At 72.6% G+C, this 23,250-nt stretch carries 21 protein-coding genes and 1 riboswitch; of the genes, 13 read left to right on the top strand and 8 right to left on the bottom strand.

The genetic code is table 11. The features are described from left to right. Nucleotides 1-15: 15 nt before the first annotated feature. Nucleotides 16-203: riboswitch (cobalamin riboswitch) on the top strand. Nucleotides 204-259: 56 nt separating this feature from the next. From AB0P41_RS12860 to AB0P41_RS12870, 3 genes are read left to right on the top strand one after another with little or no spacing between them, the layout of a single operon-like run. Continuing rightward, nucleotides 260-1,306, top strand: coding sequence for an ABC transporter substrate-binding protein (locus AB0P41_RS12860; protein ID WP_365932120.1), 1,047 nt, complete (start codon nt 260-262; stop codon nt 1,304-1,306). Between the two features lie 29 nt (nt 1,307-1,335). Then, nucleotides 1,336-2,388: an iron chelate uptake ABC transporter family permease subunit gene (locus tag AB0P41_RS12865; RefSeq protein ID WP_365932122.1), complete on the top strand. Its 1,053-nt coding sequence runs from the start codon at nt 1,336-1,338 to the stop codon at nt 2,386-2,388. Continuing rightward, a complete protein-coding gene (locus AB0P41_RS12870; RefSeq protein WP_365931787.1) occupies nt 2,385-3,188 on the top strand; it encodes an ABC transporter ATP-binding protein in 804 nt (267 codons plus the stop codon). The genes AB0P41_RS12865 and AB0P41_RS12870 overlap by 4 nt, the downstream gene beginning before the upstream one ends. Before the next feature lie 84 nt (nt 3,189-3,272). On the opposite strand, the gene AB0P41_RS12875 is transcribed toward AB0P41_RS12870, so the two are convergent. Next, nucleotides 3,273-4,256 carry a PRC and DUF2382 domain-containing protein gene (locus tag AB0P41_RS12875; RefSeq protein WP_356707051.1) on the bottom strand — a complete coding sequence of 328 codons (984 nt, stop codon included), beginning with the start codon at nt 4,254-4,256 and terminating at the stop codon, nt 3,273-3,275. A 335-nt stretch (nt 4,257-4,591) separates the two neighbouring features. Between AB0P41_RS12875 and AB0P41_RS12880 the strand changes: the two genes are divergently transcribed. Together AB0P41_RS12880 and AB0P41_RS12885 are read left to right on the top strand one after the other, a co-directional pair. After that, entirely contained in the window at nt 4,592-5,218 is a 627-nt protein-coding gene (locus tag AB0P41_RS12880; protein WP_365932124.1) for an adenosylcobinamide amidohydrolase, read from the top strand. Between the two features lie 79 nt (nt 5,219-5,297). Beyond that, complete coding sequence (locus AB0P41_RS12885; RefSeq protein ID WP_365931789.1) at nt 5,298-6,191, top strand: NAD(P)-dependent oxidoreductase; 894 nt, start codon at nt 5,298-5,300, stop codon at nt 6,189-6,191. A 13-nt stretch (nt 6,192-6,204) separates the two neighbouring features. Here AB0P41_RS12885 and AB0P41_RS12890 read toward each other — a convergent pair whose 3' ends face one another. Next, on the bottom strand, nt 6,205-7,461 hold the full coding sequence (locus AB0P41_RS12890; protein ID WP_365931791.1) for a sulfite oxidase: 1,257 nt from the start codon (nt 7,459-7,461) through the stop codon (nt 6,205-6,207). A 182-nt stretch (nt 7,462-7,643) separates the two neighbouring features. Then, nucleotides 7,644-8,516, bottom strand: coding sequence for an RNA polymerase sigma factor SigF (locus AB0P41_RS12895; protein ID WP_356707048.1), 873 nt, complete (start codon nt 8,514-8,516; stop codon nt 7,644-7,646). 487 nt (nt 8,517-9,003) lie between these two features. Between AB0P41_RS12895 and AB0P41_RS12900 the strand changes: the two genes are divergently transcribed. Together AB0P41_RS12900 and AB0P41_RS12905 are read left to right on the top strand one after the other, a co-directional pair. Next, entirely contained in the window at nt 9,004-9,873 is an 870-nt protein-coding gene (locus AB0P41_RS12900; protein WP_365931793.1) for a GNAT family N-acetyltransferase, read from the top strand. 21 nt (nt 9,874-9,894) lie between these two features. After that, nucleotides 9,895-11,094 carry a PP2C family protein-serine/threonine phosphatase gene (locus AB0P41_RS12905; RefSeq protein ID WP_365931795.1) on the top strand — a complete coding sequence of 400 codons (1,200 nt, stop codon included), beginning with the start codon at nt 9,895-9,897 and terminating at the stop codon, nt 11,092-11,094. 70 nt (nt 11,095-11,164) lie between these two features. Here AB0P41_RS12905 and AB0P41_RS12910 read toward each other — a convergent pair whose 3' ends face one another. Continuing rightward, nucleotides 11,165-11,560, bottom strand: a complete 396-nt coding sequence (locus AB0P41_RS12910) for a DUF6355 family natural product biosynthesis protein (protein ID WP_365931797.1) — start codon at nt 11,558-11,560, stop codon at nt 11,165-11,167. Between the two features lie 448 nt (nt 11,561-12,008). Here AB0P41_RS12910 and AB0P41_RS12915 point away from each other — a divergent pair, with 448 nt between their 5' ends. From AB0P41_RS12915 to AB0P41_RS12935, 5 genes are all read left to right on the top strand, one after another. After that, a complete protein-coding gene (locus AB0P41_RS12915; protein WP_356707270.1) occupies nt 12,009-12,281 on the top strand; it encodes a hypothetical protein in 273 nt (90 codons plus the stop codon). A gap of 285 nt (nt 12,282-12,566) precedes the next feature. Further along, nucleotides 12,567-14,207 carry a ribosomal protection-like ABC-F family protein gene (gene abc-f, locus AB0P41_RS12920; protein ID WP_365931800.1) on the top strand — a complete coding sequence of 547 codons (1,641 nt, stop codon included), beginning with the start codon at nt 12,567-12,569 and terminating at the stop codon, nt 14,205-14,207. 323 nt (nt 14,208-14,530) lie between these two features. Then, the gene (locus AB0P41_RS12925) at nt 14,531-15,265 is read left to right on the top strand and encodes a hypothetical protein (RefSeq protein ID WP_365931802.1); all 735 of its coding nucleotides are present in this window, start codon (nt 14,531-14,533) and stop codon (nt 15,263-15,265) included. A 12-nt stretch (nt 15,266-15,277) separates the two neighbouring features. Further along, entirely contained in the window at nt 15,278-15,730 is a 453-nt protein-coding gene (locus AB0P41_RS12930) for a phage holin family protein (RefSeq protein ID WP_365931804.1), read from the top strand. Next, nucleotides 15,706-16,383 carry a DUF3618 domain-containing protein gene (locus tag AB0P41_RS12935; protein ID WP_365931805.1) on the top strand — a complete coding sequence of 226 codons (678 nt, stop codon included), beginning with the start codon at nt 15,706-15,708 and terminating at the stop codon, nt 16,381-16,383. The genes AB0P41_RS12930 and AB0P41_RS12935 overlap by 25 nt, the downstream gene beginning before the upstream one ends. 427 nt (nt 16,384-16,810) lie before the next feature. Here the strand turns inward: AB0P41_RS12935 and AB0P41_RS12940 are convergent, their stop codons facing one another. After that, entirely contained in the window at nt 16,811-17,317 is a 507-nt protein-coding gene (locus AB0P41_RS12940) for an NUDIX domain-containing protein (protein WP_365931807.1), read from the bottom strand. 209 nt (nt 17,318-17,526) lie between these two features. Between AB0P41_RS12940 and AB0P41_RS12945 the strand changes: the two genes are divergently transcribed. Beyond that, nucleotides 17,527-21,018 (top strand): phosphodiester glycosidase family protein, encoded by a 3,492-nt coding sequence (locus AB0P41_RS12945; protein ID WP_365931809.1) that lies wholly within the window; start codon nt 17,527-17,529, stop codon nt 21,016-21,018. Between the two features lie 84 nt (nt 21,019-21,102). On the opposite strand, the gene AB0P41_RS12950 is transcribed toward AB0P41_RS12945, so the two are convergent. From AB0P41_RS12950 to dhaK, 3 genes are read right to left on the bottom strand one after another with little or no spacing between them, the layout of a single operon-like run. After that, the gene (locus AB0P41_RS12950; RefSeq protein ID WP_356707038.1) at nt 21,103-21,513 is read right to left on the bottom strand and encodes a PTS fructose transporter subunit IIA; all 411 of its coding nucleotides are present in this window, start codon (nt 21,511-21,513) and stop codon (nt 21,103-21,105) included. After that, nucleotides 21,510-22,127 carry a dihydroxyacetone kinase subunit DhaL gene (gene dhaL, locus AB0P41_RS12955; RefSeq protein ID WP_365931813.1) on the bottom strand — a complete coding sequence of 206 codons (618 nt, stop codon included), beginning with the start codon at nt 22,125-22,127 and terminating at the stop codon, nt 21,510-21,512. Before dhaL ends, AB0P41_RS12950 begins: the two co-directional genes overlap by 4 nt. A 37-nt stretch (nt 22,128-22,164) precedes the next feature. Further along, a complete protein-coding gene (gene dhaK, locus AB0P41_RS12960) occupies nt 22,165-23,157 on the bottom strand; it encodes a dihydroxyacetone kinase subunit DhaK (protein ID WP_356707036.1) in 993 nt (330 codons plus the stop codon). Nucleotides 23,158-23,250 lie beyond the last annotated feature (93 nt).

Here is a 23,250-nt window from a genome sequence, read left to right on the forward strand (position 1 = left end):
CGCCGGAGCGCAGCGTGATAGCTTGCAGACGCCAGTCACACTCCACGTGGAGTCAGGGAATCCGGTGCGAATCCGGAGCTGACGCGCAGCGGTGAGGGGGACGGGCGGGGCCACAGCCACTGGAACACCCTCGGGTGCACCGGGAAGGCGCCTCGTCCGGACGAACCCGAGTCCGAAGACCTGCTGGCAACCGCTTCCGCACCGGGAGCGGAACTCCGTACGGGCTCCGCGCATGAGCCCAGAGAAGGCCGAGGACTCCGTGCCGCCCATAGCCAGCACCGTACGCCGAACAGCCCTGCTCATCGCGGGACTTGTCCTTCTGACCGCCTGCGGCGGAGGTGGGAGCACCTCCGACGGCGCGGCACGGGACTCCGCCGGCGACGGCTTCCCCGTGACCCTGAAGAACTGCGGCCGTACGGTGACAGTCGACTCCCCACCACGTCACGCCGTCTCCCTCAACCAGGGATCCACGGAGATCCTGCTCTCCCTGGGCCTCGCCGACAGGCTGGCCGCCACCGCGACCTGGACGGACCCGGTGATGAAGGGCCTGGAGAAGGACGAATCCACGGTGCAGCGCCTCGCCGAGAACCAGCCCTCCTCCGAGAAGGTCCTCGCCGAGGAGCCCGACTTCGTCAGCGCCTCGTTCGAATCCACCCTCGGGAAGGGCGGGGTGGCGTCCCGCGACCAGTTCGGGGAGCTGGGCGTACCGACGTACCTCTCACCCTCCGACTGCGCGGGCAAGGACAACGCCGGGAGCGGCGACGGCTCCCGCTCCGAGCCCCTGACCATGGACCGCGTGTACGGCGAAGTACGTGACCTCGCCAAGGTGTTCGGCGTCCCGGAGCGCGGCGAGAAGCTGGTGAAGAGCCTCCGCGCACGCGTCGACAGGGCGACCGCGGACATCGACGCGTCCGGGACCACGATGCTCTACTGGTTCGCCAACTCCGAGGCCCCGTACCTGGCCGGGTGCTGCGGCGCACCCGGCATCATCACCGAGGAGCTGGGCGCGAAGAACGTCTTCGACGACACTCACGAGGAATGGCCCCAGATCAACTGGGAGACCGTCGCCGACCGGAACCCCGACGTCCTGGTCATCGGTGACCTGACCCGGAAGTCGCAGACGGCCGAGAGCGCGGCGAAGAAGATCGAGTTCCTGGAGTCCAACCCCGCCACGAAGAACATGGACGCCGTCCGGCACAAACGGTACGTCGTGCTCAGCGGCCAGGCGATGAACCCGACCATCCGGACCGTGGAGGGCGTGGAGCGCGTCGCGGCCGGGCTGCGCTCGTTCGGACTCGCGGGGTGACGAGGACCGAACGCGCCCCGGACGTACGGGTGGAGCCGCCGCCCGCGACCCGGACGGCCCCCGCAGCCCGGGTCCTGCGCGACGGCGTCCTGTGGACCGCCGGGACCGTCCTGCTGCTCCTCTCCGTCGCGGTGGCCGTCACGATCGGACCCGCCCGTATCTCCGTCCCGGACGTCTGGTCCGCGGTGGCCTCGCACCTCGGCCTGGGAGACGGGCGGCTGACCCCGATCCGCGACGGGATCATCTGGAACCTGCGCATGCCCCGCACCCTGCTCGCAGCGGTGTGCGGGGCCGGACTCGCGGTGTGCGGCACCGTGATGCAGTCGCTGCTGCGCAACCCTCTCGCCGACCCCTTCGTCCTCGGCGTCTCCTCCGGGGCGTCCACCGGGGCGGTCGTGGTCGTCGTCCTGGGCGTCGGCGGCGGAGCCGTGTCGGTCTCGGGCGGTGCGTTCGTCGGGGCGCTGTGCTCGTTCGCCCTCGTCCTGCTGCTCAGCCACACCCTCGGCGGATCCACCGACCGGGTCGTCCTCGCCGGGGTCGCGGCCATGCAGCTCTTCTCCGCGCTCACGTCCTTCGTCGTGATGACCGCCGCCGACGCCGAGCAGACGCGGGGCGTGCTCTTCTGGCTGCTCGGCTCGCTGAGCGGGGTGGGCTGGAGCGATGTGTGGATGTGCTCGGCCGTGCTGGCCGTGACCCTGCTGATCTGCCTCGGCCACGCCCGTACGCTCGACGCCTTCGCCTTCGGCCAGGACGCCGCGGCCGCGCTGGGCGTGCACGTGGGGCGCACCCGGATCGTGCTGCTCTGCACCACCGCGCTCCTGACGGCGGCCCTGGTCAGCTCGGCGGGCGCCATCGGCTTCGTCGGCCTCGTCCTCCCGCACGCCGCCCGGGCGCTGACGGGCCCGGGGCACCGACGGCTGCTGCCGGTGACCGCTCTCGCCGGAGCCGTGTTCCTGGTCTGGGTCGACACCCTGGCCAGGACCGTCCTCGACCCGCAGGAGGTCCCGGTCGGTGTGGTCACCTCCCTCATCGGGGTGCCCGTCTTCGTCATCGTCCTATACCGCACCCGGAGGAACGCGTGAACAGGACAGTGGTCCCCGGCGAGGGCCTGCGCGCCGACCGGGTCGCCAGGGAGGCCGGCGGACGGATCGTCCTCGACGGAGTGAGCATCGCGCCGCTGCCCGGCACCACCGTCGGGCTCCTGGGGCCCAACGGCTCCGGCAAGACCACGCTGCTGCGGGTGATGGCGGGCGTTCTCGCGCCCGGCGCGGGCGTCGTCACCCTCGACGGCCGCACGCTCGCCGAGACCGGCCGGCGAGGCGTGGCCCGCCGCGTGGCCGTCGTCGACCAGCACGCGGTCACCCAGGTCGACCTGAGTGTGCTGGACGTCGTACGCCTCGGCCGCATCCCGCACCGCCGGGCCTGGTCGGCGCCCGGGCCCGAGGACGAGGCCGCCGTGCACGAGGCCCTGGCGCGCACCGGACTGGCCGACCGTGCCGCACAGTCCTGGCACACCCTGTCGGGTGGCGAGCGCCAGCGGGTGCAGATCGCCCGCGCCCTCGCCCAGCAGCCGCGGGAACTCCTCCTGGACGAACCCACCAACCACCTGGACATCCAGCACCAGCTGGAACTGCTCTCCCTGGTCGCCGCGCTGCCCGTCACCGTGGTGGTCGCGCTGCACGACCTCAATCTGGCCGCCATGTTCTGCGACCGGGTCACGATCATGAAGGAAGGCCGGGTGGTCGCCGGGGGAACGCCCTCGGAGGTCATCACCGAGGAACTCATCGCCGACGTCTACCGGGTACGCGCGGTGGTCACGCCGGAAGGGCCCGACGGGCGCCCCTCCGTGCGGTTCCTGCCGGGTGAAGCCGTCCACCGGTGACAGCGCGACGAGAGGGCGGGCCCGTGAACCGCCCGGGACCGCCCCTCGCTGCTGTCGCGCGGCCTTTCGCCGCTGTGTGAGGGGTCAGCGACGACGTCCCTGGCCGAACTCGCCGCCCATGTCCTTGCCGCTGCCCATGTCGTCCTTGCCGTCCGCGTAGTCGATCTTCTCCTTGCGGAGCTCGGCGGAGACTTCCTTCTGCTCGGTGACCTTGTTGGTTTCGAGACGGACCCGTTCCACGGGGACCGCCTCCTTGCGGACGGTGGCTCGTTCGGCGTGCAGGGTGACTTCGACGTCCTGTTCGCCGAGGTCGTGCGTGCCCTTCATGCCTGTGGCCTTGTCGCCCGGCTGGAGAGGCTCGCGCACCACGCGCACCTCCTCGTGGGACACCGGCACCGTCCGCGTGACGTTCTCGGTCACGACGTACTTGTGCAGGCGTGCCCTCCCGCTCTCGTACTCCTCCGTGCCGACCTGGAGCTGCTCCTCGGAGCGGACCATCTCCTCACGGCCGCCGGCACCCGCGGCGGACCGCTCGGCTCCGGCTCCGGCGAGCGGGCGGGACGTGGCGGAGGTCTCCGTGTCACGGTGCCTGCCCGCGCCGGCACCGGTGGTGCCGGTGGCCTTCGCCTGGCCGCCGGAGGCCGTGCGGGCGGTACCGGCCGCACCGGCTGCCCCGGCCGCACCCATGGCTCCCGTTCCGGACGTCGTGCGCGCGTCGCCGCCCGCTCCGGTGCGTCCGGTGGTCTTCCGGGTCATCCCGTAGTGCCGGTAGAGCTCCTCCTCCTCCGAGACGGAGAGGTGCGCGTCCGCGTCCACCCGAGGGGCTTCCTTGACGCGGTCCTTCGGATGCGAGACGTGCAGGTCGGAACCCACCCGGCGGGCTCCGGCAAGCGGGACGAAGCTCTCCTTCATGCCGAACATGCCGGTCTTCACCGTGATCCAGTCGGGCTTGCCGGTGTCGTCGTCGACGTACACCCGCCCCACTGTGCCGACCTTCTCTCCGTCGCTGTCGTAGACGGTCAGACCGTCGAGTTCTCCGGAATCCGTGAAACCGTCAGCGGCTCCCATGGCCGATTCCTCCTCGCCCGGGCGCGTCCTGCGGTCGGTTCCAGCAGGGGAGGCGCGTCCGGATTCCATCGCGCCTCACCCGGTTGGACGGTGCAACTTCCCGGCCCCGGCGGCGAGCGGCCCAGGACACCGGGGAGGGGCGGTGGCCCCGTTCCACGCGCATATCGGCCCCGCCACACGCATTACGCCATTCGAGTGAGCACTCTGCCGGGTGCGCCGGGTGTGTGCGCCCGGCCCGCCCGTATGATCGACGCCGCTGCCGACGGTCGGCAGGCTTGTCACGGGGGTGCCTCATCGGATCCGTAGTCATCCGTTGGCCTCGGCAGCGGGGCGAGCTGCTGGCCCGGCAGGAGGACGGCCTCGGGCTGCACCACCTGGTCTGGCGGCTGGGGCCCGGCTGGCGGGTGTGCAGCAGCGCCGTGCTCGGCGGCGGGATCGGCCCGCGGGCCTGGATCCTGAACGCCCAGGTGCCCGGTGGCTACCCCCGGCTCGACCCCGGCCGGCACCTCGCCGAGATCGCGGCGTCCGAGGCGCTCGACGGGCCGGGCGCCGGACTGATGACCGCCGCCGACGTCACCGCCCGCACCGTCGCCGACGACGGCGGAGTGACCGCGACCGTCACCAGCGGCCTCGGTGTGCGGGGATGGGCCGCGGCCCCGGCCGAGGGCACCGACGGCCCGCGGCCGCCCGGGACCGTCAACATCGTCGTCACCCTCCCCGTGGCCCTCTCCGACGCGGCCCTGGTCAACGCGGTGGCCACCGCCACCGAAGCGAAGGTCCAGGCGCTCGTGGACGCCGGACTCGACTGCTCCGGGACCCCGACGGACGCGGTGTGTGTCGCCGCGCCGGACCCGGGAGGGCAGCCCGGTGAGCCGTTCGCCGGACCGCGTTCGCGCTGGGGCGCGCGACTCGCCAGAGCCGTGCACCGCGCCACCCTGGAGAGCGCGCTGCGGCAGTCTTGAGACCCACAGGTCCCGGGACTGCCGCAGTCCTGGGGCCCACGGGTCGCGAGAGCGGCCCGCACCGACGAAGGGAATCCCCATGACCACCGCATCCCCCGCCGACGCCGCCCCCGGCACGCCGACCGTCGCGGTCCTCGGCACCGGGATCATGGGGTCCGGGATGGCCCGCAGCCTGCTCAGGGCACAGCTCCCCGTCAGGGTCTGGAACCGCACACGGTCCAGGGCCGAACCGCTGGCCACACACGGTGCCACCGTGACGGGCACCCCTGAGGAAGCGGTACGCGGAGCCGATGTCGTCATCACCGCCCTGAACGACGGCCGAGCCGTGGCGGAGACCCTCACCGCCGCCACGCCCGGTCTGCGTCCGGGGCAGGTCTGGCTGCAGAGCGCCACCGTGGGCCTCGACGCCACGACCGACCTCGCCCACCGGGGCGCCGGACTGGGGCTGGTCTACCTGGACGCCCCGGTCTCCGGCACGAAACAGCCGGCGGAGCAGGGCACGCTCACCGTGTTCGTCTCCGGCCCCTCGAGCGCCCGCACCACGGCACTGCCCGTCCTCGAGGCCATCGGGCAGCGCACCGTGTGGGTCGGGGAGGAGCCGGGGGCCGCCACCCGGCTCAAGCTCGTCGCCAACACCTGGGTGATCAACTTGGTCAACAGCGTGGCGGAGTGCCTCAACCTCGCGGAGGGACTCGGGCTCGACCCGCAGCTCTTCCTGGACGCCATGAAGGGCGGCCCGCTGGACACGCCGTATCTCCAGGGCAAGTCCGCGGCGGTGCTCTCCGGTGATCTCAGCCCGAGCTTCGCGCTCTCCACCGCGCTCAAGGACTCCCGGCTGATCCTCGACGCGGCCGGGGCCTCCGGAGTGACGCTCGACCTGGTCGCCGCCTCCGCCGAGCGGTTCGCCCGGGCGGAGGCGGCCGGACACGGTGGCCAGGACATGATCGCCACGTACTACGCCGGCCGGTCCTGACGGGCCTCCTCGGTCAGACCACGGTCACCGGGTGCCTCACCACCGCGTCGAAGAGGTAGCCCTGCGTGTTGTGGGCCGTCGTCTCCGGCTGGGTGCGTCCCGCCCGGTCCGTGGCCCGCGCGAGCAGCACCCCCGGGCCCGGCGCCGTCGGAACCCAGTCGGCCGTCCAGCGGACCCAGCTCCCGGACCGGGGCTCGTCGCGCAGTCGTGCGCGCCGCCACCGGGCGCCGCCGTCGGTGCTGACCTCGACCGAACGCACCGGCGCGCCGCCCGACCAGGACCGGCCCGTGAGCAGATGCCTGCGGTGGGCGGCGAACGACGCACCGGGAGCGAGCTCGAACGCGCTCTTGAGGGTCTGCCGGGTCAGCGGCGCGCTGCCCTCGGGCGGGTACCCGGGGCCGAAGAGCCGGTACAGGCCCGTGTTCCACGGGCTCACCAGCGGCTCCGCGCTCACCTCGATGTCACCCACCCACTTGATGTTCGCTATGCCCACCCAGGACGGGACGATCAGCCGGACCGGGGCGCCGTGGTCGGGCGGCAGCGGCTCGCCGTTCATCTCGTACGCGAGGAGTACGTCGTCCAGGGCCTTCGCCACCGGCAGCGGCCTGCGCACCCGGCCCAGGTTCGTCCCGTCGCTGACGACCTCCGCGTCCAGACCGCGCGGCAGCACGTCCACCGCGTTCCGGCCCAGACCCGCACGGCGGAGCACCTCGGCGAGCCGCACCCCCCGCCAGCGCGCCGTCCCGATCGCGCCCAGCGTCCACGCGGTGCCGCTGACCTGCTGGCCCTGCTGCGAGGTGAAGTAGCTCCGGCCGTTGCCCGCGCACTCGACGAACGCGGTGCGGGAGACGGACGGCAGAGCACGCAGAGCCCCGTACGAGAAGTCCACCGGACCGCCGGTCAGCCCGCTGCCCCAGACCGTCAGCTTCCACTCCGCCGCGTCGACGGCCGGGGTCGCGGTGTGGTTGCGGACGAAGAAGCGGTCGGCGGGGGTGAGCAGCCCGGTGTCCCGCAGCGCGGCGAAGTTCGTCTCGGCGTTGGTCCCGCGCACCGTGAACAGCTCGGGCGGCAAGGGCTTCACCACGCCCGCCAGCGACTGCGCCGCGTGCACGGGGGACGCGGCGGCCGGGACCAGCGGGGCCGCGACCGAGGCCGCGGCGACCAGCTTCAGCAGATCACGGCGGCCGGTCCCGGCGGATCTCGCGCCGCCCCGGGTCCACTGACGGAGCCGCCTCCGGTCGTACGCGGCTTCGGACGGTACGGCACTCATGGGCGCTCCAAGCGGTCTGCGGTCGGGGCGGCCGGGAGGAACCCGGTCCGGGACCGGACCGTAGAGGCCGCCGGCGCCAGGCGGAAGCCGGTCGCACACCTGGCCACGAAGCTGCAACACCGACGCAACAGACACGCGGCCGGTCCCGTCACCGACGGGGCCGGCCCGGCATCGGCCGTGGGTCAGTCCTGTGTGAACATCCCGCTGCGCAGCTTGCCCAGCATGCGGCTGAGCAACCGGGAGACATGCATCTGCGAGATGCCGAGCACCTCGCCGATCTGAGCCTGTGTCATCTCCTGGCCGAACCGCATGTCGATGATGCGGCGCTCACGCGCGTCGAGATCCCCCAGCAGCGGGGCGAGCGTCTGGAGATTCTCCACCGTCTCCATCGCGGGGTCGGGCTCGCCCAGTACATCCGCCATGGTGCGCCCGCCGGACACGCGGCCCACCGGTTCCGCGGCGTCGGCCGGCAGGTCGATCGACCCCGCCGTGTAGCCGTTGGCCGCGACGAGGCCCTCGGTGATCTCCTCCTCCTCGAGACCGAGGTGGTCGGCGAGCTCCCGCACCGTGGGGTCCCGGTCGAGGCGCGCCGCGAGCGTCTCCTTCGCCTTCGCGAGTTCCACCCGCAGCTCCTGCAGCCGCCGCGGCACATGCACGGACCAGGTGGTGTCACGGAAGAAGCGCTTGATCTCACCGACGATGTAGGGCACGGCGAACGAGGTGAACTCGACCTCGCGGGAGAGGTCGAAGCGGTCGATCGCCTTGATCAGACCGATGGTGCCGACCTGGACGATGTCCTCCATGTCGCCGCTGCCCCGGTTCCGGAAGCGTCCCGCGGCGAACCGTACGAGGGAGAGGTTCATCTCGATGAGGGTGTTCCGCGCGTACTGGTACTCGGCGGTGCCCTCGTCGATCTCCCGCAGAGCGTCGAAGAAGAGCTTCGACAGCTTCCGTGCGTCGTGGGGGGCGACCTGTCCGGCGTCCTCGATCCAGGGAAGCACGTCCGGGGCGCCTGCCCGTTCCGCACCGATGGTCTGTGCAGTGTGCAGGGTCATCCCGTCACGCTCCTCAGATTGCGGGCCCTGAGGTGTAGGCGCCTGCCCGATGGCCCGCAACTCATGCGGCGAAAGGTTGATTTGAGCCACAGTCATGCCAGGATTGGCCGACAATAGCCGTGATCGTCCTCCGGGCGACGATGACGGAACCGCGTCACCGCGGGGCGTCACGCGGGAGCACGCAGAACCGCCCCACCGGTACGGGGGAGCCCGGTGGGGCGGTCGTCTCCAGGGTGCCACAGGCCGAGGTCCGTTGGGGCCGTATCCCGCGCAGTGGTGCGCGATTCGCCGGACCGGCCGGGTGGGCGTACGCACTGCCGCAGGGGCTCGCCTGCCCGGGCTCCGTCGCGGCGCCCCGGCGGCGGGACGCCCAGGTGAGGGCGTTCAGCGCATGTCTGGTCCGGGGCCGGCCGCCCGGGAATAGACGCGGGCCCGCCGGCCTTTCACCTCTGTCCCGGCCGCCGACACCGATGGAGCGAGAAAGTCCATGCCCGAGGCCACATCCCGGCTCACGAACCCGCACACGTCACGGAGTACGGACCCGTCCACCCCGCGCGCGACGGATCCGTCCGCAGTGGGAGTGCCCCACCCCGGTGCGGAGGCCGAAGGGCCCCATCCGCTGGACAATCCCACCCGCGCCTCGCTGACCGGCCCGCACGCGCACTTCGCCGAACGACGCGGCCGCATCCTGCGCTACGGCGCCGACGTCACCCCCTGGCTCGCGCTGCCGGACGCGCCCGACGCCCAGGACTGGGCCGACGCCGCCGCACTCGCGGGTCCTGGCGCGCTCGTCACCGTCACCGCCTTCCGCGAGCCCCCGCCCGCCGACTGGGAGATCGTCTTCCACGCCAAGGGCGTCCAGCTGGTGGACGCCTCGGTGGACGCAGCTCCCGACCCCGAAGCCGTGCTCCTCGGCCCCGCCGACGTGCCGGACATGCTGGACCTGGTCGAGCGCACCCGCCCCGGCCCGTTCCTGCCGCGCACCGTGGAGCTCGGCACCTATCTCGGGATCCGCCGCGCCGGGGTCCTGGTCGCGATGGCGGGGGAGCGGCTGCACCCACCCGGCTGGACCGAGATCAGTGGCGTCTGCACCGACAGCTCCGTGCGGGGCCAGGGACTGGCGACACGCCTCGTCAGGGCGGTCGCCCACGGCATCAGGGAACGCGGTGAGACGCCCTTCCTGCACGCCGCCGCGTCGAACACCTCCGCCATCCGGCTCTACGAATCCCTCGGCTTCACCCTGCGCCGCAGGACCGCCTTTCTCTCGGCCCTCGTCCCGGCGGGGGCGGAGCCGCACGCCGACGCCAGGACCGGGGGCCAGGTGACGGGTAGCTTGGAACGCGTGGGGCGTCAGTGACGAACAGGCGGGAGGCGTGCCGTGGTCTTGGGACTCCGGCGCCCATCGGCGGCGCGCAGCCTTCCGCTGCCCGGCGCCGATCCGGGAGAGACCGAAGCCGGCGCCGCCCGGATCGGGAACTGGGCGCTCGCTCTGTGGCTCCTCCTCCTGACCGTCGCGGTCGTCCTCCTCGACGCCCTCACCGGTAACGACCTCCCTCTCATCCCGCTCATGGTCGTGCTGCCCGCGCTCGCCTCGGTCTTCTGCACCGTGCGCCAGACCACGGCCGTGGCGGTCTGGGTCACGCTGGTCGTCGTCGGCTCCCGGATCGCCTCGACCGGTGCCTTCTGGGACGTTGTCTTCCTCATCGGTTTCACCGCCCTCGCCAGCGCCCTGGGCGTCGTCGCCTGTGCCGCGCGCATCCGGCACGCCACCGAGGTGGCGAGGCTGCGCTCCGCCGCCGTCGCGCTCCAGCGCCAGATCCTGCGCCCCCTCCCCGTCGTCACGCGGCAGATCTGTGCCCACGGCCTCTACGAGCCGATCGAGGAGGACCGGTTCGTCGGCGGCGACATCTACGAGGTCGTGCAGTCGCCGCATGGGGCCCGCGTGATCATCGGCGATGTACAGGGCAAGGGGCTGCCCGCGATCGGGGCGGGATTCGCCGCCCTCGGAGCCTTCAGGGAAGCGGCAGTCAGGGAGCCCGAGCTCACCGCCGTGGCCGACGCGGTCGAGGACGCCGTCGTCCGGCACAACGCCTTCTCCGCCGAGACCGGTGAGGACGAACGCTTCGTCACCGCCCTGCTGCTGGGGTTCGACGGCGGTGAGCGGGTGCGGGCGGTCAACTGCGGCCATCTGCCGCCACGGCTGCTGTGCGACGGGGAGGCGTCGGCGGTCACCCTCCGCCGGACGTCCGTGCCGCTCGGCATGGCGGACCTCAGCGGCGACGCGCGTGCCGCCGAGTGGATCGCGTTTCCGCCGGACTCCGCCCTGCTGGTCCTCACCGACGGGGTGACGGAAGCGCGCGACGGAACGGGCGCCTTCTACCCGCTCGACGAGCGGCTCCGCCTGTGGGCCGGGCGCGAGCCGGACCAGGTCCTCGAGGCGCTCCAGGCCGACCTGGAGCGCTTCTCAGGCGGTGTACGCCGCGACGACATCGCCGTGCTGATCCTGAGCAGGCCGCCGGGCGGCGGCTGCGCGACCGTGTCCCCTCAGGACCCCGCGACCACAGGCTCCACCGAGTAGCTCCCGCGCCACCCCTGAGGCGTCACCGCCCCGGGGCCGCCTCGGCGGCGCCTTCGGGCATCGGTCCGCCTCAGTGCGGCGTGTGTCCGGTCCGGACTCCGCTCCGGCATCCGGCGCCCCCGATGTAGTACGCGTTGAGGTAGTTCGGACCCGCGCCCGGGAGCTGAGTGGGGCCGGGCGGCACGCAGAGATGGAAGTCGTTCCCGCTTCCGCCGCCTCTGACGTCGACATGGATCAGGACCGTCGTCTCACCGCAGTGGTTGTAGGCGGCGAACTGGGACTCGCGGACGCTGTACCGGAAGAACCCGCACTGGGCCGCAGAGAGCGTGCCGTCCTGCCGCACTTCCGGACCACCTGCGGACTGGGGAAAGGCCGGGGCCGCGGAGACCACCGCCGCGGCTGCGACGAGCGCACTCGCCGTCAGTGCGAAGGTGACTCGAGGGGAACGGGACAGGGAGAGCTTCACGTGCGTTCCTTACGGTGGGCCTTGGCGATGGACGACCGGCTGATCGACTGTGCCTGGCGCCATGCCGCCCCGCGTCGCCCACCGGCAGGACAATCTTAACTCTGGGTGCAGGGAACATGACGATATGTCACTCAAACGGGGTTGTGAGCCGCGGAGGGACACCGGAAGCGCCCTGTCGTGCGCGTCCAGGAGTCCTCCACCTACGCGGCCTTCGGTGACCAGGGGTGTCAACTACCACGCGCCTGGCGACGACCAGCTGATCCCCGGCCGGAACCCCTGCCACCTGCACGCGGGCGACACCTGCTACGCCGACCCGTCCGGCTGGGGGCAGGCCACCGACTCGGAAACGGGTGGGCCGGGCGTGCGTCGCGCGGGGCGTGGGGGGTACGCGAGGTGCGAGACCGGCCCGCCCGTACCAGCATGGGCACAAACCGACGGGAGTGACGACATGACCGACCGCAGGCCCCAGGGAACCGCCTACACGGGGGCGACGGGCTGCCCGCCGCCGGTACCCGCCGACATGCCCGACCAGCAGGCACAGGAGGGCGAGGACGCCCTCGACGTGATCCTCCCCCCGGGTTCGGAACGCCGGGAAGCGGAGACCGAAGCCGGTTCCGACTCCGGCGGGCCCGACCCCGACGAGGCCGGCTCGGGCCGCAGCGGCGCCCGCAATGCCGGCGTCCACCCGGAGCATCCCACCCCGGACGAGTCGACGGGCTGACCCCGCCCGACCCCCGGTGGACCGCGTCACGGGTCCACCGGGGGCCGACTCGGCATGGTTAGAATGAGTGCCATGGGTTCGTACTACTTCTTTCTCTGATTCCCGGTCAGGACGCCGCCGCGCGACGCTGACCGTCGCCGCGTGACCCATCCGGCCACGTAGTCGGCCGCTGTCCACACCGCTGTCCGACACCCCGTCCTTCACGCGCGCTTCCGTCCGTGACGTCCATGTCCGTGACGTCGATGTGCGCGCTGCGGGGAACCTGTCATCTCAGGGAAAGCACCCATGTCTCTTCAGCACCCTCGCGCGCAACTGGCCATGACCGACGTCTCGAAGGCGTACGGCGACCGGACCGTCCTCGACCTCGTGTCCCTCACCGTCCGGCCCGGGGAGAAGGCCGGCGTCATCGGGGAGAACGGTTCCGGGAAGTCCACCCTGCTCCGCCTGATGGCCGGAGCCGAGACCCCGGACGGTGGTGACATCACCGTCAGCTTCCCGGGCGGCACCGGATATCTCGCCCAGACCCTCACCCTCGACCCCCGCAGCACGGTCCAGGACACCGTCGACGCGGCCCTCGCCGGCCTCCGCGCCCTTGAGCGGCTGATCCGCACGGCGGAGGAGCGCTTGTCCGAAGGAGACCCCACCGACGCGGAGCTCGCCGCGTACGGCGACCTGCTGACGGCCTACGAGGACCGTGGCGGATATCAGGCGGACGCCAGGACGGACGCCGCGGTGCACGGCCTCGGGCTGGGCCACCTCTCCCGGGGCCGCGCGCTCGGGACGCTGTCCGGCGGTGAGCAGTCCCGGCTGGCCCTGGCCTGCGTGCTGGCCGCGGCACCGGAACTCCTGCTCCTCGACGAGCCCACCAACCACCTCGACGCGGCCGCGGTCGCCTGGCTCGAGGACCATCTCCGCGCCCACCGGGGCACCGTGGTCGCCGTCACCCACGACCGGGCGTTCCTCGAGCGGATCACCACCGTCATCCTGGAGGTCGACCGCGACCTGCGAAGCGTCTTCCGGTACGGCGACGGATGGGACGGCTACCGCAGGGCGAAGGATGCCGCCCGCCGCCGCCGGGTCCAGGAGCACCAGGAGTGGCTGGACGAACTGGCCCGCACCGAAGAACTCGTGGGCGCGGCCGGCCGGCGCCTCGCCGGGGCGGGCAAGGACCCTGGTCAGGGCTTCGGCAAGCACCGAAGGTCGCACGAGGCCAAGCTGTCGGGCCAGGTCAGGTCCGCCAGGACCCGCCTCGACGAGCTGCGCCGCTCACCCGTGCCCGCGCCACCACGGCCGCTGCGCTTCACCGCCGACCTCGCTCTCGCCGGTGAGGACGGCTCCCCGGCGGACGGGGACGGCAACGCGTCCCCGCTGGTCGAGCTGGAGGCGGTCCTCGTGGGCGACCGGCTGGACCTGCCCTCCCTGCGCGTCGAGCCGGGCCGGCGGCTCCTGGTCACCGGGCCCAACGGCGCGGGAAAGACGACGCTCCTGCGCGTCCTGGCCGGTGACCTCGCCCCCGATGCCGGCGAGGTCCGGCGGCGGGGCAGGATCGGCTACCTCCCGCAGGAACTCCCCACGAGGCCGACCCGCCGCACCCTGCTCACGACCTTCGCCGCCGGCCGCCCGGGGTTCCCCGACGAGTACGAGGACGAGCTCCTGGCTCTCGGCCTCTTCCGCCAGGAAGACCTGGCCGTGCCCGTGGCGGCCCTCTCCATCGGCCAGCAGCGCAGGCTCGCCCTGGCACGGCTGGTGACCCGCCCGGCGGACCTGCTGATCCTGGACGAGCCGACGAACCACATCGCGCTCGACCTGGTCGAGGAGCTGGAGGCCGCGCTCGACCGGTACGCGGGAGCGGTCGTGGCCGTCTCGCACGACCGGAGCTTCCGCGGCCGCTTCACCGGCGAACGCCTCGAACTGAGGGCAAGGTGATGGTCCAGGGCGCGTGACCGGCCGTGACCTCCCGACGTGCCCCTCGATGGTCCGGCCGCGTAGCGGCGCTTGGCAACGCGCCCCGCTTCGCATTGCGTGACGTGCCCTCCCTCTGTGTGTCCGCACGAAGTTCCTGAACCGTGGCTGCGCTTCGCGGAGTACGCGTCGGCAGGACACGAAAGCCGAGCTCGCAGCAGGAGAGTTGCCCGACGTCCGACGTGCCCCTCTCCCCGTGTGGCGCATTTCATGGGAGTTGTCATGCTTGGAGATGGTGCGCCCGAAACACTCGGATGCATCCTGTGCAGGACGACCGAGGAGGAACGTTGAGTGACTTCAACGGTGCGAACCGTTCGGACAGCGACACGGCAGCCACAGCGAAGCGGACGGCACAGGAGAAGGCCGGCGAGGGCGCCGGACTGGTGAGCGAGAAGGCGACCGATGCCGTCGGCACCGCCAGGGAACGTGCGGGCGACGTGGCGGGGGAGGCCACGGCCCGGGCCGGGGACGTTGCGGGCGAGCTGCGCGACCAACTGCAGGAACAGGCCCGGACGCAGACGGAGCGTCTGGCGCAGAATGTTCGCCGGCTGGCCGACGAGCTGGGAGATATGGGGGACAGCGGCAAGAGCGATTCACCGGCCACCAACGCGGTGAAACAGATAGCCGATCGCGGCCGCGACGTGGCCTCCAAACTGGAGGACCGGGGGCCGCAAGGGCTCATCAGCGACCTCCAGGACTTCGCGCGCCGTCGCCCCGGCACGTTCCTGGCCGGTGCCGCGCTGGCCGGCTTCGCGACGGCTCGTCTCGGCAAGAGCGTCAAGACCGGGCACGACGGAGCGGCATCTCGTGCGGGCGGCGACCGCACGGGCCGCCCTGCGCCGGGAGCCGGCGACGGCGGCCGGTCCGCGGCGATCACCGGTGATCACCTCCACGGCGCGACGGAACCCGCGGATTCCTACGAGCAGCCGCAACCCACGCCGTCCTACGGCGGACCGGTTTCGCCGGCCGGACCACTTCCGGTCACGGACCCGTATCCCACCCCTCACCCGCAACAGCCGTAAGGGGGCTGCGCCGTGGCCATCTCTTCATTTCGGAACGCCACCGTCCGGCACGACACCGGCCCTTCCGGCTCCACCCGGACTCCGTCGGCGGACCCGTCCGTCGGGGAACTGGTCGGCGAGATAAGCGACGACCTTGCCCGACTCGTCCGCAGCGAGATCGATCTGGCAAAGGCGGAGATCAAGGAGGAGGCGAGCAGGGCGGGCAAGGCGGCAGGCATGCTCGGGGGTGCGGGATACGCCGGACACCTGGTCCTGCTCCTGGGCAGTCTCGCGGCGGTCTTCGGACTGGCGCACCTGGTGGACCTCGCCTGGGCCGCGCTCATCGTGACCGCGTTCTGGGCGCTGGTGGGCGCCGCACTCTTCCTGACCGGACGCAAGCGCATGCGCGACGTGCACGTCAAGCCTGAACGGACCACGGAGACGCTGAAGGAGGATGCCCGATGGGCACGGAGCCGGACGAACTGAAGACCGAGGTGGAAGGCGCTCGGACGCGATTGGCGCACGACGTCGACCGCCTGGCGGACAAGGTGACACCAGGAAAGGTGGCCCGGCGCAAGGCCGATGCCACGCAACACCGGCTGACCGGCCTCAAGGAGCGTGTGATGGGCGTGACGGATCGCACCCCGGACGTACATCCCGGACAGAAGGCGCAGGAGCTCACGAGAAGCGCGGGTGATGCCGCCGGGCAGGCTGGGGATTCCGTCCGGCGCACGGCCGATCAGGTCGGTCAGTCCGTACGCGAGGCTCCGGGGCAGGTGACCAGGCAGACGCAGGGCAGCCCCCTCGCCGCCGGGGTCATCGCGTTCGGCGCCGGGATGCTTGCCGCCGCCCTCCTCCCGGCCTCGGAGGCCGAGGAACGGGTGGGCGCCCAGCTCCGTGAGCACTCCGACGAACTGCTGCAGCCCGCCAGGCAGACAGCGCAGGATGCGGCCCAGGATCTCAAGGAAGGGATGCGGCAACCGGCCACGGACGCAGTGGAGTCGGTACGGAGCACGGCACAGGAGGCCGCCGAGGCCACCAAGCAGCAGGTGCAGGACTCCGGGCAGGAGGCCGTCACCGGCCTGCGTGAAGTCGGCCAGGACGCCGCCCGGGAGACGCGCGAGCAGACGGGCCGGTAACAGGGCCCACCCTTTTCCGGCCTCCGGCGAAGGCGAGGGGACGCCCGCAGCGGGCGCCCCCTCGCTCCCCCGGAAGCCGGCCCTTTGCTGCTTGCCGACATCGGGGCAGCGGGTCCGGGCCAGGCCACGTAGCGCGCTGCGAGTGCCGTGCAGGGCACCGCCCGCCCCATGCGAGGGCGCGCCCTCGACCTCCCCAGGTTTCAGGCGCGCCCGTGCCGGCCCCCCGCTCGCAGGAGTGACCGTCACGACTTCTGCCCCCGCGCCGCTCCGTCACACAGGCCGACCGTCACCGGTCGAAGTTCCGGTGTCGACCCGGTTCGTTCGTGCGCCGGGTCAGCAGGGCGCCGAGGAGATTGGCCGGTAGGCCGAGCACACCGTGGACGTTCGGCAGGAAAAGTGACGAAGTCACGCCCGGGCGGGAGCCGGTCTACGCCTCCGAGGGGACGCGACCCTCGCGCACGTAGGTACGCAACCGCTCCACGAAAACCCTCTGGGCCGCAACCAGCCGTGTGAGGGCGTCGTCCGGTGTGCACCAGGCGAACCGGTCCATCTCCGGGAACTCGCGCAGCTCACCGGAGCCTCTCGGCCACTCCATGGTGAAGGTTCCCGGGACCGCCCTGTCAGGGTCCAGCCAGGCTTCCACAGCCCATACGCTCACGGTCTTTCCGCCGGACTGGCGTGTCTCGCCCAGAGGTACCCAGGCGCCGTCCGGGACGGGCAGCCCGAACTCCTCCTCGAACTCCCGGCGCGCGGCGGCGGCAGGCTCCTCGTCAGGTCCGTACTCGCCCTTGGGGACGGACCAGGCCGCCGTCTCCCGACGGGCCCAGAACGGTCCGCCCATATGGCCGATCAGGACCTCGGCGTCCGGTAGGCCGTCGTCGCCCGCGACGATCCGGAAGAGCAGAAGTCCCGCGCTGCGCCTGACTGTCGACATGTCGTCAAGTGTGCGGGGCGGCAGGGCGGAAGGCCACCGGTCCGGGGACCCCGCAGGGCGCGCGGCGCGGGACATCCCGGGATCACCCCTTCGCCGCGTGCCGTTCCTCCTGATGTCCCCGTTGTCCTCTGGTGCGTCCCACCCAGCGCCGTCATGCTGTCCGCCGACAGCGCTTTCCACGCGTAATCCGCTCTGCACCAGGAGGATCTGTGGGCCTTGGCACCTTCCGCAGCGCCCTGCGGCCGTTCGTGCTGCTGGCGACCGTGGCGGCGACGGCGCTCGGGGCCGTCGCACCCGCGGCAGCCGACTCCACCCCGGACCCCCGCCCGCACACCACCGCCGAAATCCTCAGACCCGTCGCGCCGCCGCCCGCGAGCGGCCCGTCCGGCGGAGCGAGATCCGTCGTGGACGGCGACGGCATCGAGACCGCCCGTGCCTCCCGCCCCGTCGCACCCGGTGTACGCCTGAGCTCCTACGACCGCCTGGAGTCGGACAAGTGGCTGCGGGTCGACACCCTCTCCGTCGACCTGGACGGCAGCGGAGTGCGCGCCGACTACCTCTCCTCCGGCAAGGTCGCTGACCGGCGTACGGTCTCCGAGCTCGCGGCCGGACACGACCCGGGGCGGGGCCGGCGTACCGTCGCCGCGATCAACGCGGACTTCTTCGACATCAACCAGACCGGAGCGCCCCAGGGCCCCGGGGTCCGGGACGGCCGGGCGGTCCACTCCCCGGCCCCGGGCGTCAACCGGGCGGTGGGCATCGGGCCGCAGAACGCGGGCCGGATCCTGGAGCTGTACTTCGACGGCACGCTGACCCTCCCCTCGGGCACGCATCCACTCGCCGCGTACAACGCCGCGAACGTGCCGGCCCAGGGCGTGGGTGCCTACACCTCCGCCTGGGGCAGCGCCGACCGCGCTCTGACCGTCGACGACGCGCGGCCCGTCGCCGAAGTGGCCGTACGCGACGGCAAGGTCCTCTCCGTGTCGGACACCCCGGGATCGGGACCCGTGCCCGAGGACACGGTGGTCCTCGTCGGCCGCGAGGCCGGCGCCGCCCTGCTCACCGCGCTGCGACCCGGCGACCCGGCCGGCATCGCCTACCGGGCGCGCACCGACAGCGGAGCCGTGCCGCGCACCGCCGTGGGCGGCCGGGAGCTGCTCGTCGTCGACGGGGAGGCGCAGAACCACGACGGCGAGGGCAACAACACCGCCGCGCCCCGCACCGCCGTCGGGTTCTCCGAGGACGGCCGGACCATGCAGGTCATCACCGTCGACGGCCGTCAGACCGACAGCGGCGGAGTCACCCTCACCGAGCTGGGCGAGATGATGCGGCGGGCAGGCTCGTACAGCGCTCTGAACCTCGACGGCGGAGGTTCATCGACGCTCCTCGCACGCGAGCCGGGCAGCGACGCCCTCCAGGTGGAGAACAGCCCGTCCGACGGCAGCGAGCGCACCGTCCCCAACGGTCTCGCCCTGACCGCCCCCGACGGCAGCGGGCGGCTCGAAGGATTCTGGGTCGAGACCCGTACGCCGGCCGGTGCCGCCCCCGGCGACGACCCGGTCGCCGGCGGCCACCCCGAGCGGGTCTTCCCCGGCCTGACCCGGCAGCTCACCGCGGCGGGACACGACGAGACGTACGGACCCGCGGCGGGCGCACCGCGCTGGCGCGCCGTCGACGGGTCGGTCGGCAGCGTCGACGCCGGAGGCACGTTCACCGCACGCCGTGGCGGCACGACCGACGTCCGGGCGGAACGGGCGGGCGCCCACGGAGCGACCCGGCTCACCGTCCTCGACCGGCTGGCCCGGATCCGTGCCACGACCGAGCGCGTCGGCCTGGCGGACAAGGAGGCCACCGGCGGCTTCGGCATCGTCGGTCTCGACGCCCACGGCACGAGTGCTCCCGTCGAACCTGAGGACATCACCCTCGACTACGACCGCACGCTGTTCGCCGTCGACGACGACGGCCGCGGGTCCTTCACCGTGAAGTCGCTCACCGGCTCCGGAGCGGGACAGATCAAGGCCACCGTGCAAGGCGTCAGCACGGTTCTCGCGGTGAGCGTCGGCCTCACGGAGCAGACCGTGGCGGACTTCGACGACGCCGGATCCTGGAAGTTCAGCCAGGCCCGCGCGGACGGCTCGCTCGGCGCTACGCCGGACGGGCACACGGGCACGGGTCTCCGGCTCACCTACGACTTCACCCGCTCTACGGCGACACGCGCCGCCTACGCCGCCCCGCCGCAACCCGTCGTCGTGCCGGGTCAGCCGCAGGCGTACACGCTCTGGATCAAGGGAGACGGCAACGGCGCCTGGCCGACCCTGCACCTCAAGGACGCCGCAGGCTCCGACCAGCTGCTGCGGGGGCCGTACATCACCTGGACCGGCTGGCGGCAGGTCACCTTCGACGTGCCGGCCGGCGCCGCGATGCCGCTGTCCGTGTCCCGCTTCTACCTCGCGGAGACCGCCGCGGCCAAGCAGTACACCGGCGAGATCGTCATCGACGACCTGACCGCCCAGGTGCCACCCACCGTCGAGCTGCCCGGACAGCCACGGACGGCGGATCCGTTGATCGACCCCGCCGCCGTCACCGAAGCCCGGGACTGGCAGCTCGCGGTGATGTCGGACGCCCAGTTCGTCGCGCGCGAGCCGGACAGCGCCATCGTCCAGCAGGCCCGGCGCACCCTGCGTGAGATCAAGGCGGCGCGGCCCGACTTCCTGGTCGTCAACGGCGACCTGGTCGACGAGGGCTCACCCGCCGACCTCGCCTTCGCCCGCCGCGTCATCGAGGAGGAGCTCGGCGACTCGCTGCCCTGGTACTACGTACCGGGCAACCACGAGGTGATGGGCGGGAAGATCGACAACTTCATCACGCAATTCGGTCCGGCCCGCCGGACGTTCGACCACAAGGGCACCCGGGTCCTCACGCTCGACACGTCGAGTCTCAGCCTGCGCGGCGGCGGCCTCGCCCAGATCAAGGAGATGCGCGCCCAGCTGGACGCGGCGGCGAAGGACCGGTCCGTCAGCTCCGTGATGCTGATCGAGCACGTACCCCCGCGCGACCCGACCGTGCAGAAGGGAAGCCGGCTGAGCGACCGCAAGGAAGCCGCACTCGTCGAACGGTGGCTCGCGGACTTCCGCCGTACGACCGGCAAGGGGGCGGCCCTCATCGGCAGCCACGTCGGGGTCTTCCACGCCTCGCACGTGGACGGGGTCCCGTACCTGGTCAACGGGAACTCCGGCAAGTCGCCGGCCGGCCCCGCGGACGAGGGCGGCTTCACCGGCTGGTCCCTGATCGGCGCCGACCGCGTCTCGCCCGGCGAACAGGCGGCGGTGCGCCATCGGCCGTGGCGGGGCGGACCCGACTGGGTCTCCGCGCAGACCCGGGCCCACGTCGACGCGCTGACCCTGGACGCCCCCTCCACGCTGGTCGCGGGGGAGCGTACGAAGGTGAGCGCACACGTCACCCAGGGCACGCGGACCGTGCCCGTGGCCTTCCCGCTCAGCGCCGACTGGACCGGTTCACCGAACGTCCGCGTCGGGGACACGGATGACGCCCGCCGACGCCACATCGCGACGCTGGACCCCGCCACGGGCACGCTCACCGCCCTCCGGCCGGGCGCCGTCACGCTCGCGGTGACCGTCAACGGCGTCACCCGGCAGGTACGGATCGACATCGCGGCCGGGGCGGTGGCGCCCGCCGCCTGACGCTCCGTCGCGCTCCGCCCCGTACGGCTCCCGGACCCCGCCCGGGAGCCGTACGGTGTGTCCGTGATCCGGAGCCCGGGTCCCTCAGGTCTTCCGATAGCCGTACGCGTCCGTGGCCGCCGCCTCCACGGTGTCGAGGTCGCCCCCCGCCGACGCCGTCACCAGCGCGGCGACCGCCCCCTCGACGAACGGGGCGTCCACCAGCCGTGCCCCGTCGGGCAGCTCGTCGCCCTCCGCGAGCATGGACTTCACGGTGAGCACCGCGCTGCCGAGGTCCACGAGCAGGGCGACCCCGGCACCCCGGTCGACGGTCCTCGCCGCCTCGGCGATCAGCTCCGAGCTCGTCCCCAGGCCCCCGGCCGAGGTGCCCCCGGCCGCGGCCACCGGTGCCGTCGCGCCACCGGCCGCCAGCCCCCTGGCAAGCTCGGCCACGGCCTCCGCCACCGGCCCGCTGTGTGAGACCAGAACGATCCCGACCTGCTTCTCGTCGCTCACGCGTCGCCTCCGGCGCTCGGTCCCGCGGCCTCGACGAGGGCCCCCACGAGCAGCGCCGCGGAGGCGGCCCCCGGGTCCTGGTGCCCGATGCTGCGCTCGCCCAGATAGCTGGCCCTGCCCTTGCGTGCCCGGAGCGGCACGGTCTCCAGCGCCCCGGCCAGCGCCGCGTCGCGGGCCTCCTCGAACGAGGAGCCCAGCACCTCGACGGCCGGGAGCAGCGCGTCGAGCATCGTCTTGTCGCCCGCCTGCGCCCCGCCGAGCTGGGCCACCGCGGCGACGCCCGCCCCGAGAGCCCCGGCCAGCTGACCCGGAGTCACCTCCGGCGCGTCGCCCAGCGTCTTCCCGGTGCGGCGCAGGAGAGTCCCGTACAGCGGCCCCGACGCCCCGCCGACCGTGGAGATCAGATGACGGCCGGCCAGTGTCAGCACCACCCCGGGTGCCGCGGGGGCCTCCTTGTCGAGGACGTCGCACACCGCCGCGAAGCCGCGCCGCATGTTGCTCCCGTGATCGGCGTCCCCGATCGCGGCGTCGAGCTCGGTCAGCCGGTCCGACTCACGGTCGACGGCAGCCGCGGTGGCGGCCATCCAGCGACGGAAGAAATCGGTGTCGAGCACAAGATCTCCTGTTCCTCACACACGGTGGAAAGTCCGTTCACCGGCCCCAGCGGAGCGCGGGCGTCTGTACCGGCGCGTCCCAGAGCCGCACCATCTCCTCGTCCACCTGGCAGAGCGTCACCGAACAGCCTGCCATGTCGAGCGACGTCACGTAGTTGCCCACCAGCGTACGAGCCACCGCCACACCCCGCTCCGACAGCACCCGCTGTACCTCGGCATTGAACCCGTACAGCTCCAGCAGCGGTGTCGCGCCCATCCCGTTGACCAGCACCAGTACGGGTCCGCCGGGCCGCAGGTCCTCCAGCACGGCGTGGACCGCGACGTCGGCGATCTCCCCGGAGGTCATCATCGGGCGGCGTTCCCGGCCGGGCTCGCCGTGGATCCCGATCCCCAACTCCAGCTCACCCGGAGGGAGATCGAAGGTCGGTGTGCCCTTCGCCGGTGTGGTGACGGAGCTGAGCGCCACCCCGAAGCTCCGCGAGGACTCGTTCACCCGCCGGGCCATGGACTCCACCCGATCCAGCGGAGCGCCCTCGTCGGCGAGGGCGCCGGCGAGCTTCTCGACGAACAGCGTCGCCCCGGTGCCCCGCCGCCCCGCGGTGAAGGTGCTGTCGGACACCGCCACGTCGTCGTCGACGAGGACCCGGGCCACCTGGACGCCCTCGTCCTCGGCGAGCTCGGCGGCCATGTCGAAGTTCAGCACGTCCCCCGTGTAGTTCTTCACGACGAACAGCACGCCCGCACCGCTGTCGACCGCGGCCGCCGCCCGCACCATCTGATCGGGCACCGGCGAGGTGAAGACCTCCCCGGGGCACGCCGCCGACAGCATCCCGGGCCCGACGAACCCCGCGTGCAGGGGTTCGTGTCCTGACCCGCCCCCGGACACCAGCCCCACCTTCCCCGCCACCGGGGCGTCGCGCCGGACCACGACACGGTTCTCGGGGTCCACGACGAGTTCGGGATGAGCGGCGGCCATTCCGCGGAGTCCGTCCGCGACGACGGTCTCCGGCACGTTGATGAGCATGCGCAACGGTTCCTCCTGGGGAGAACGACGGCAGGCCGGTGAACCGGCCCGTCGGCGTGGATCCGGTCCACCGGTCAGGTGCGTACGCCACCCAGTATC

Source organism: Streptomyces sp. NPDC079167, assembly GCF_040686735.1.
Lineage (GTDB): Bacteria > Actinomycetota > Actinomycetes > Streptomycetales > Streptomycetaceae > Streptomyces.

Bases quoted from the DNA above. Each gene is read 5' to 3' on its own strand.
- AB0P41_RS12875 (WP_356707051.1), bottom strand. From the start codon at position 4,256: ATGGGAGCCGCTGACGGTTTCACGGATTCCGGAGAACTCGACGGTCTG.
- AB0P41_RS12885 (WP_365931789.1), top strand. From the start codon at position 5,298: ATGACCACCGCATCCCCCGCCGACGCCGCCCCCGGCACGCCGACCGTC.
- AB0P41_RS12890 (WP_365931791.1), bottom strand. From the start codon at position 7,461: ATGAGTGCCGTACCGTCCGAAGCCGCGTACGACCGGAGGCGGCTCCGT.
- AB0P41_RS12895 (WP_356707048.1), bottom strand. From the start codon at position 8,516: ATGACCCTGCACACTGCACAGACCATCGGTGCGGAACGGGCAGGCGCC.
- AB0P41_RS12900 (WP_365931793.1), top strand. From the start codon at position 9,004: ATGCCCGAGGCCACATCCCGGCTCACGAACCCGCACACGTCACGGAGT.
- AB0P41_RS12915 (WP_356707270.1), top strand. From the start codon at position 12,009: ATGACCGACCGCAGGCCCCAGGGAACCGCCTACACGGGGGCGACGGGC.
- abc-f (WP_365931800.1), top strand. From the start codon at position 12,567: ATGTCTCTTCAGCACCCTCGCGCGCAACTGGCCATGACCGACGTCTCG.
- AB0P41_RS12935 (WP_365931805.1), top strand. From the start codon at position 15,706: ATGGGCACGGAGCCGGACGAACTGAAGACCGAGGTGGAAGGCGCTCGG.
- AB0P41_RS12940 (WP_365931807.1), bottom strand. From the start codon at position 17,317: ATGTCGACAGTCAGGCGCAGCGCGGGACTTCTGCTCTTCCGGATCGTC.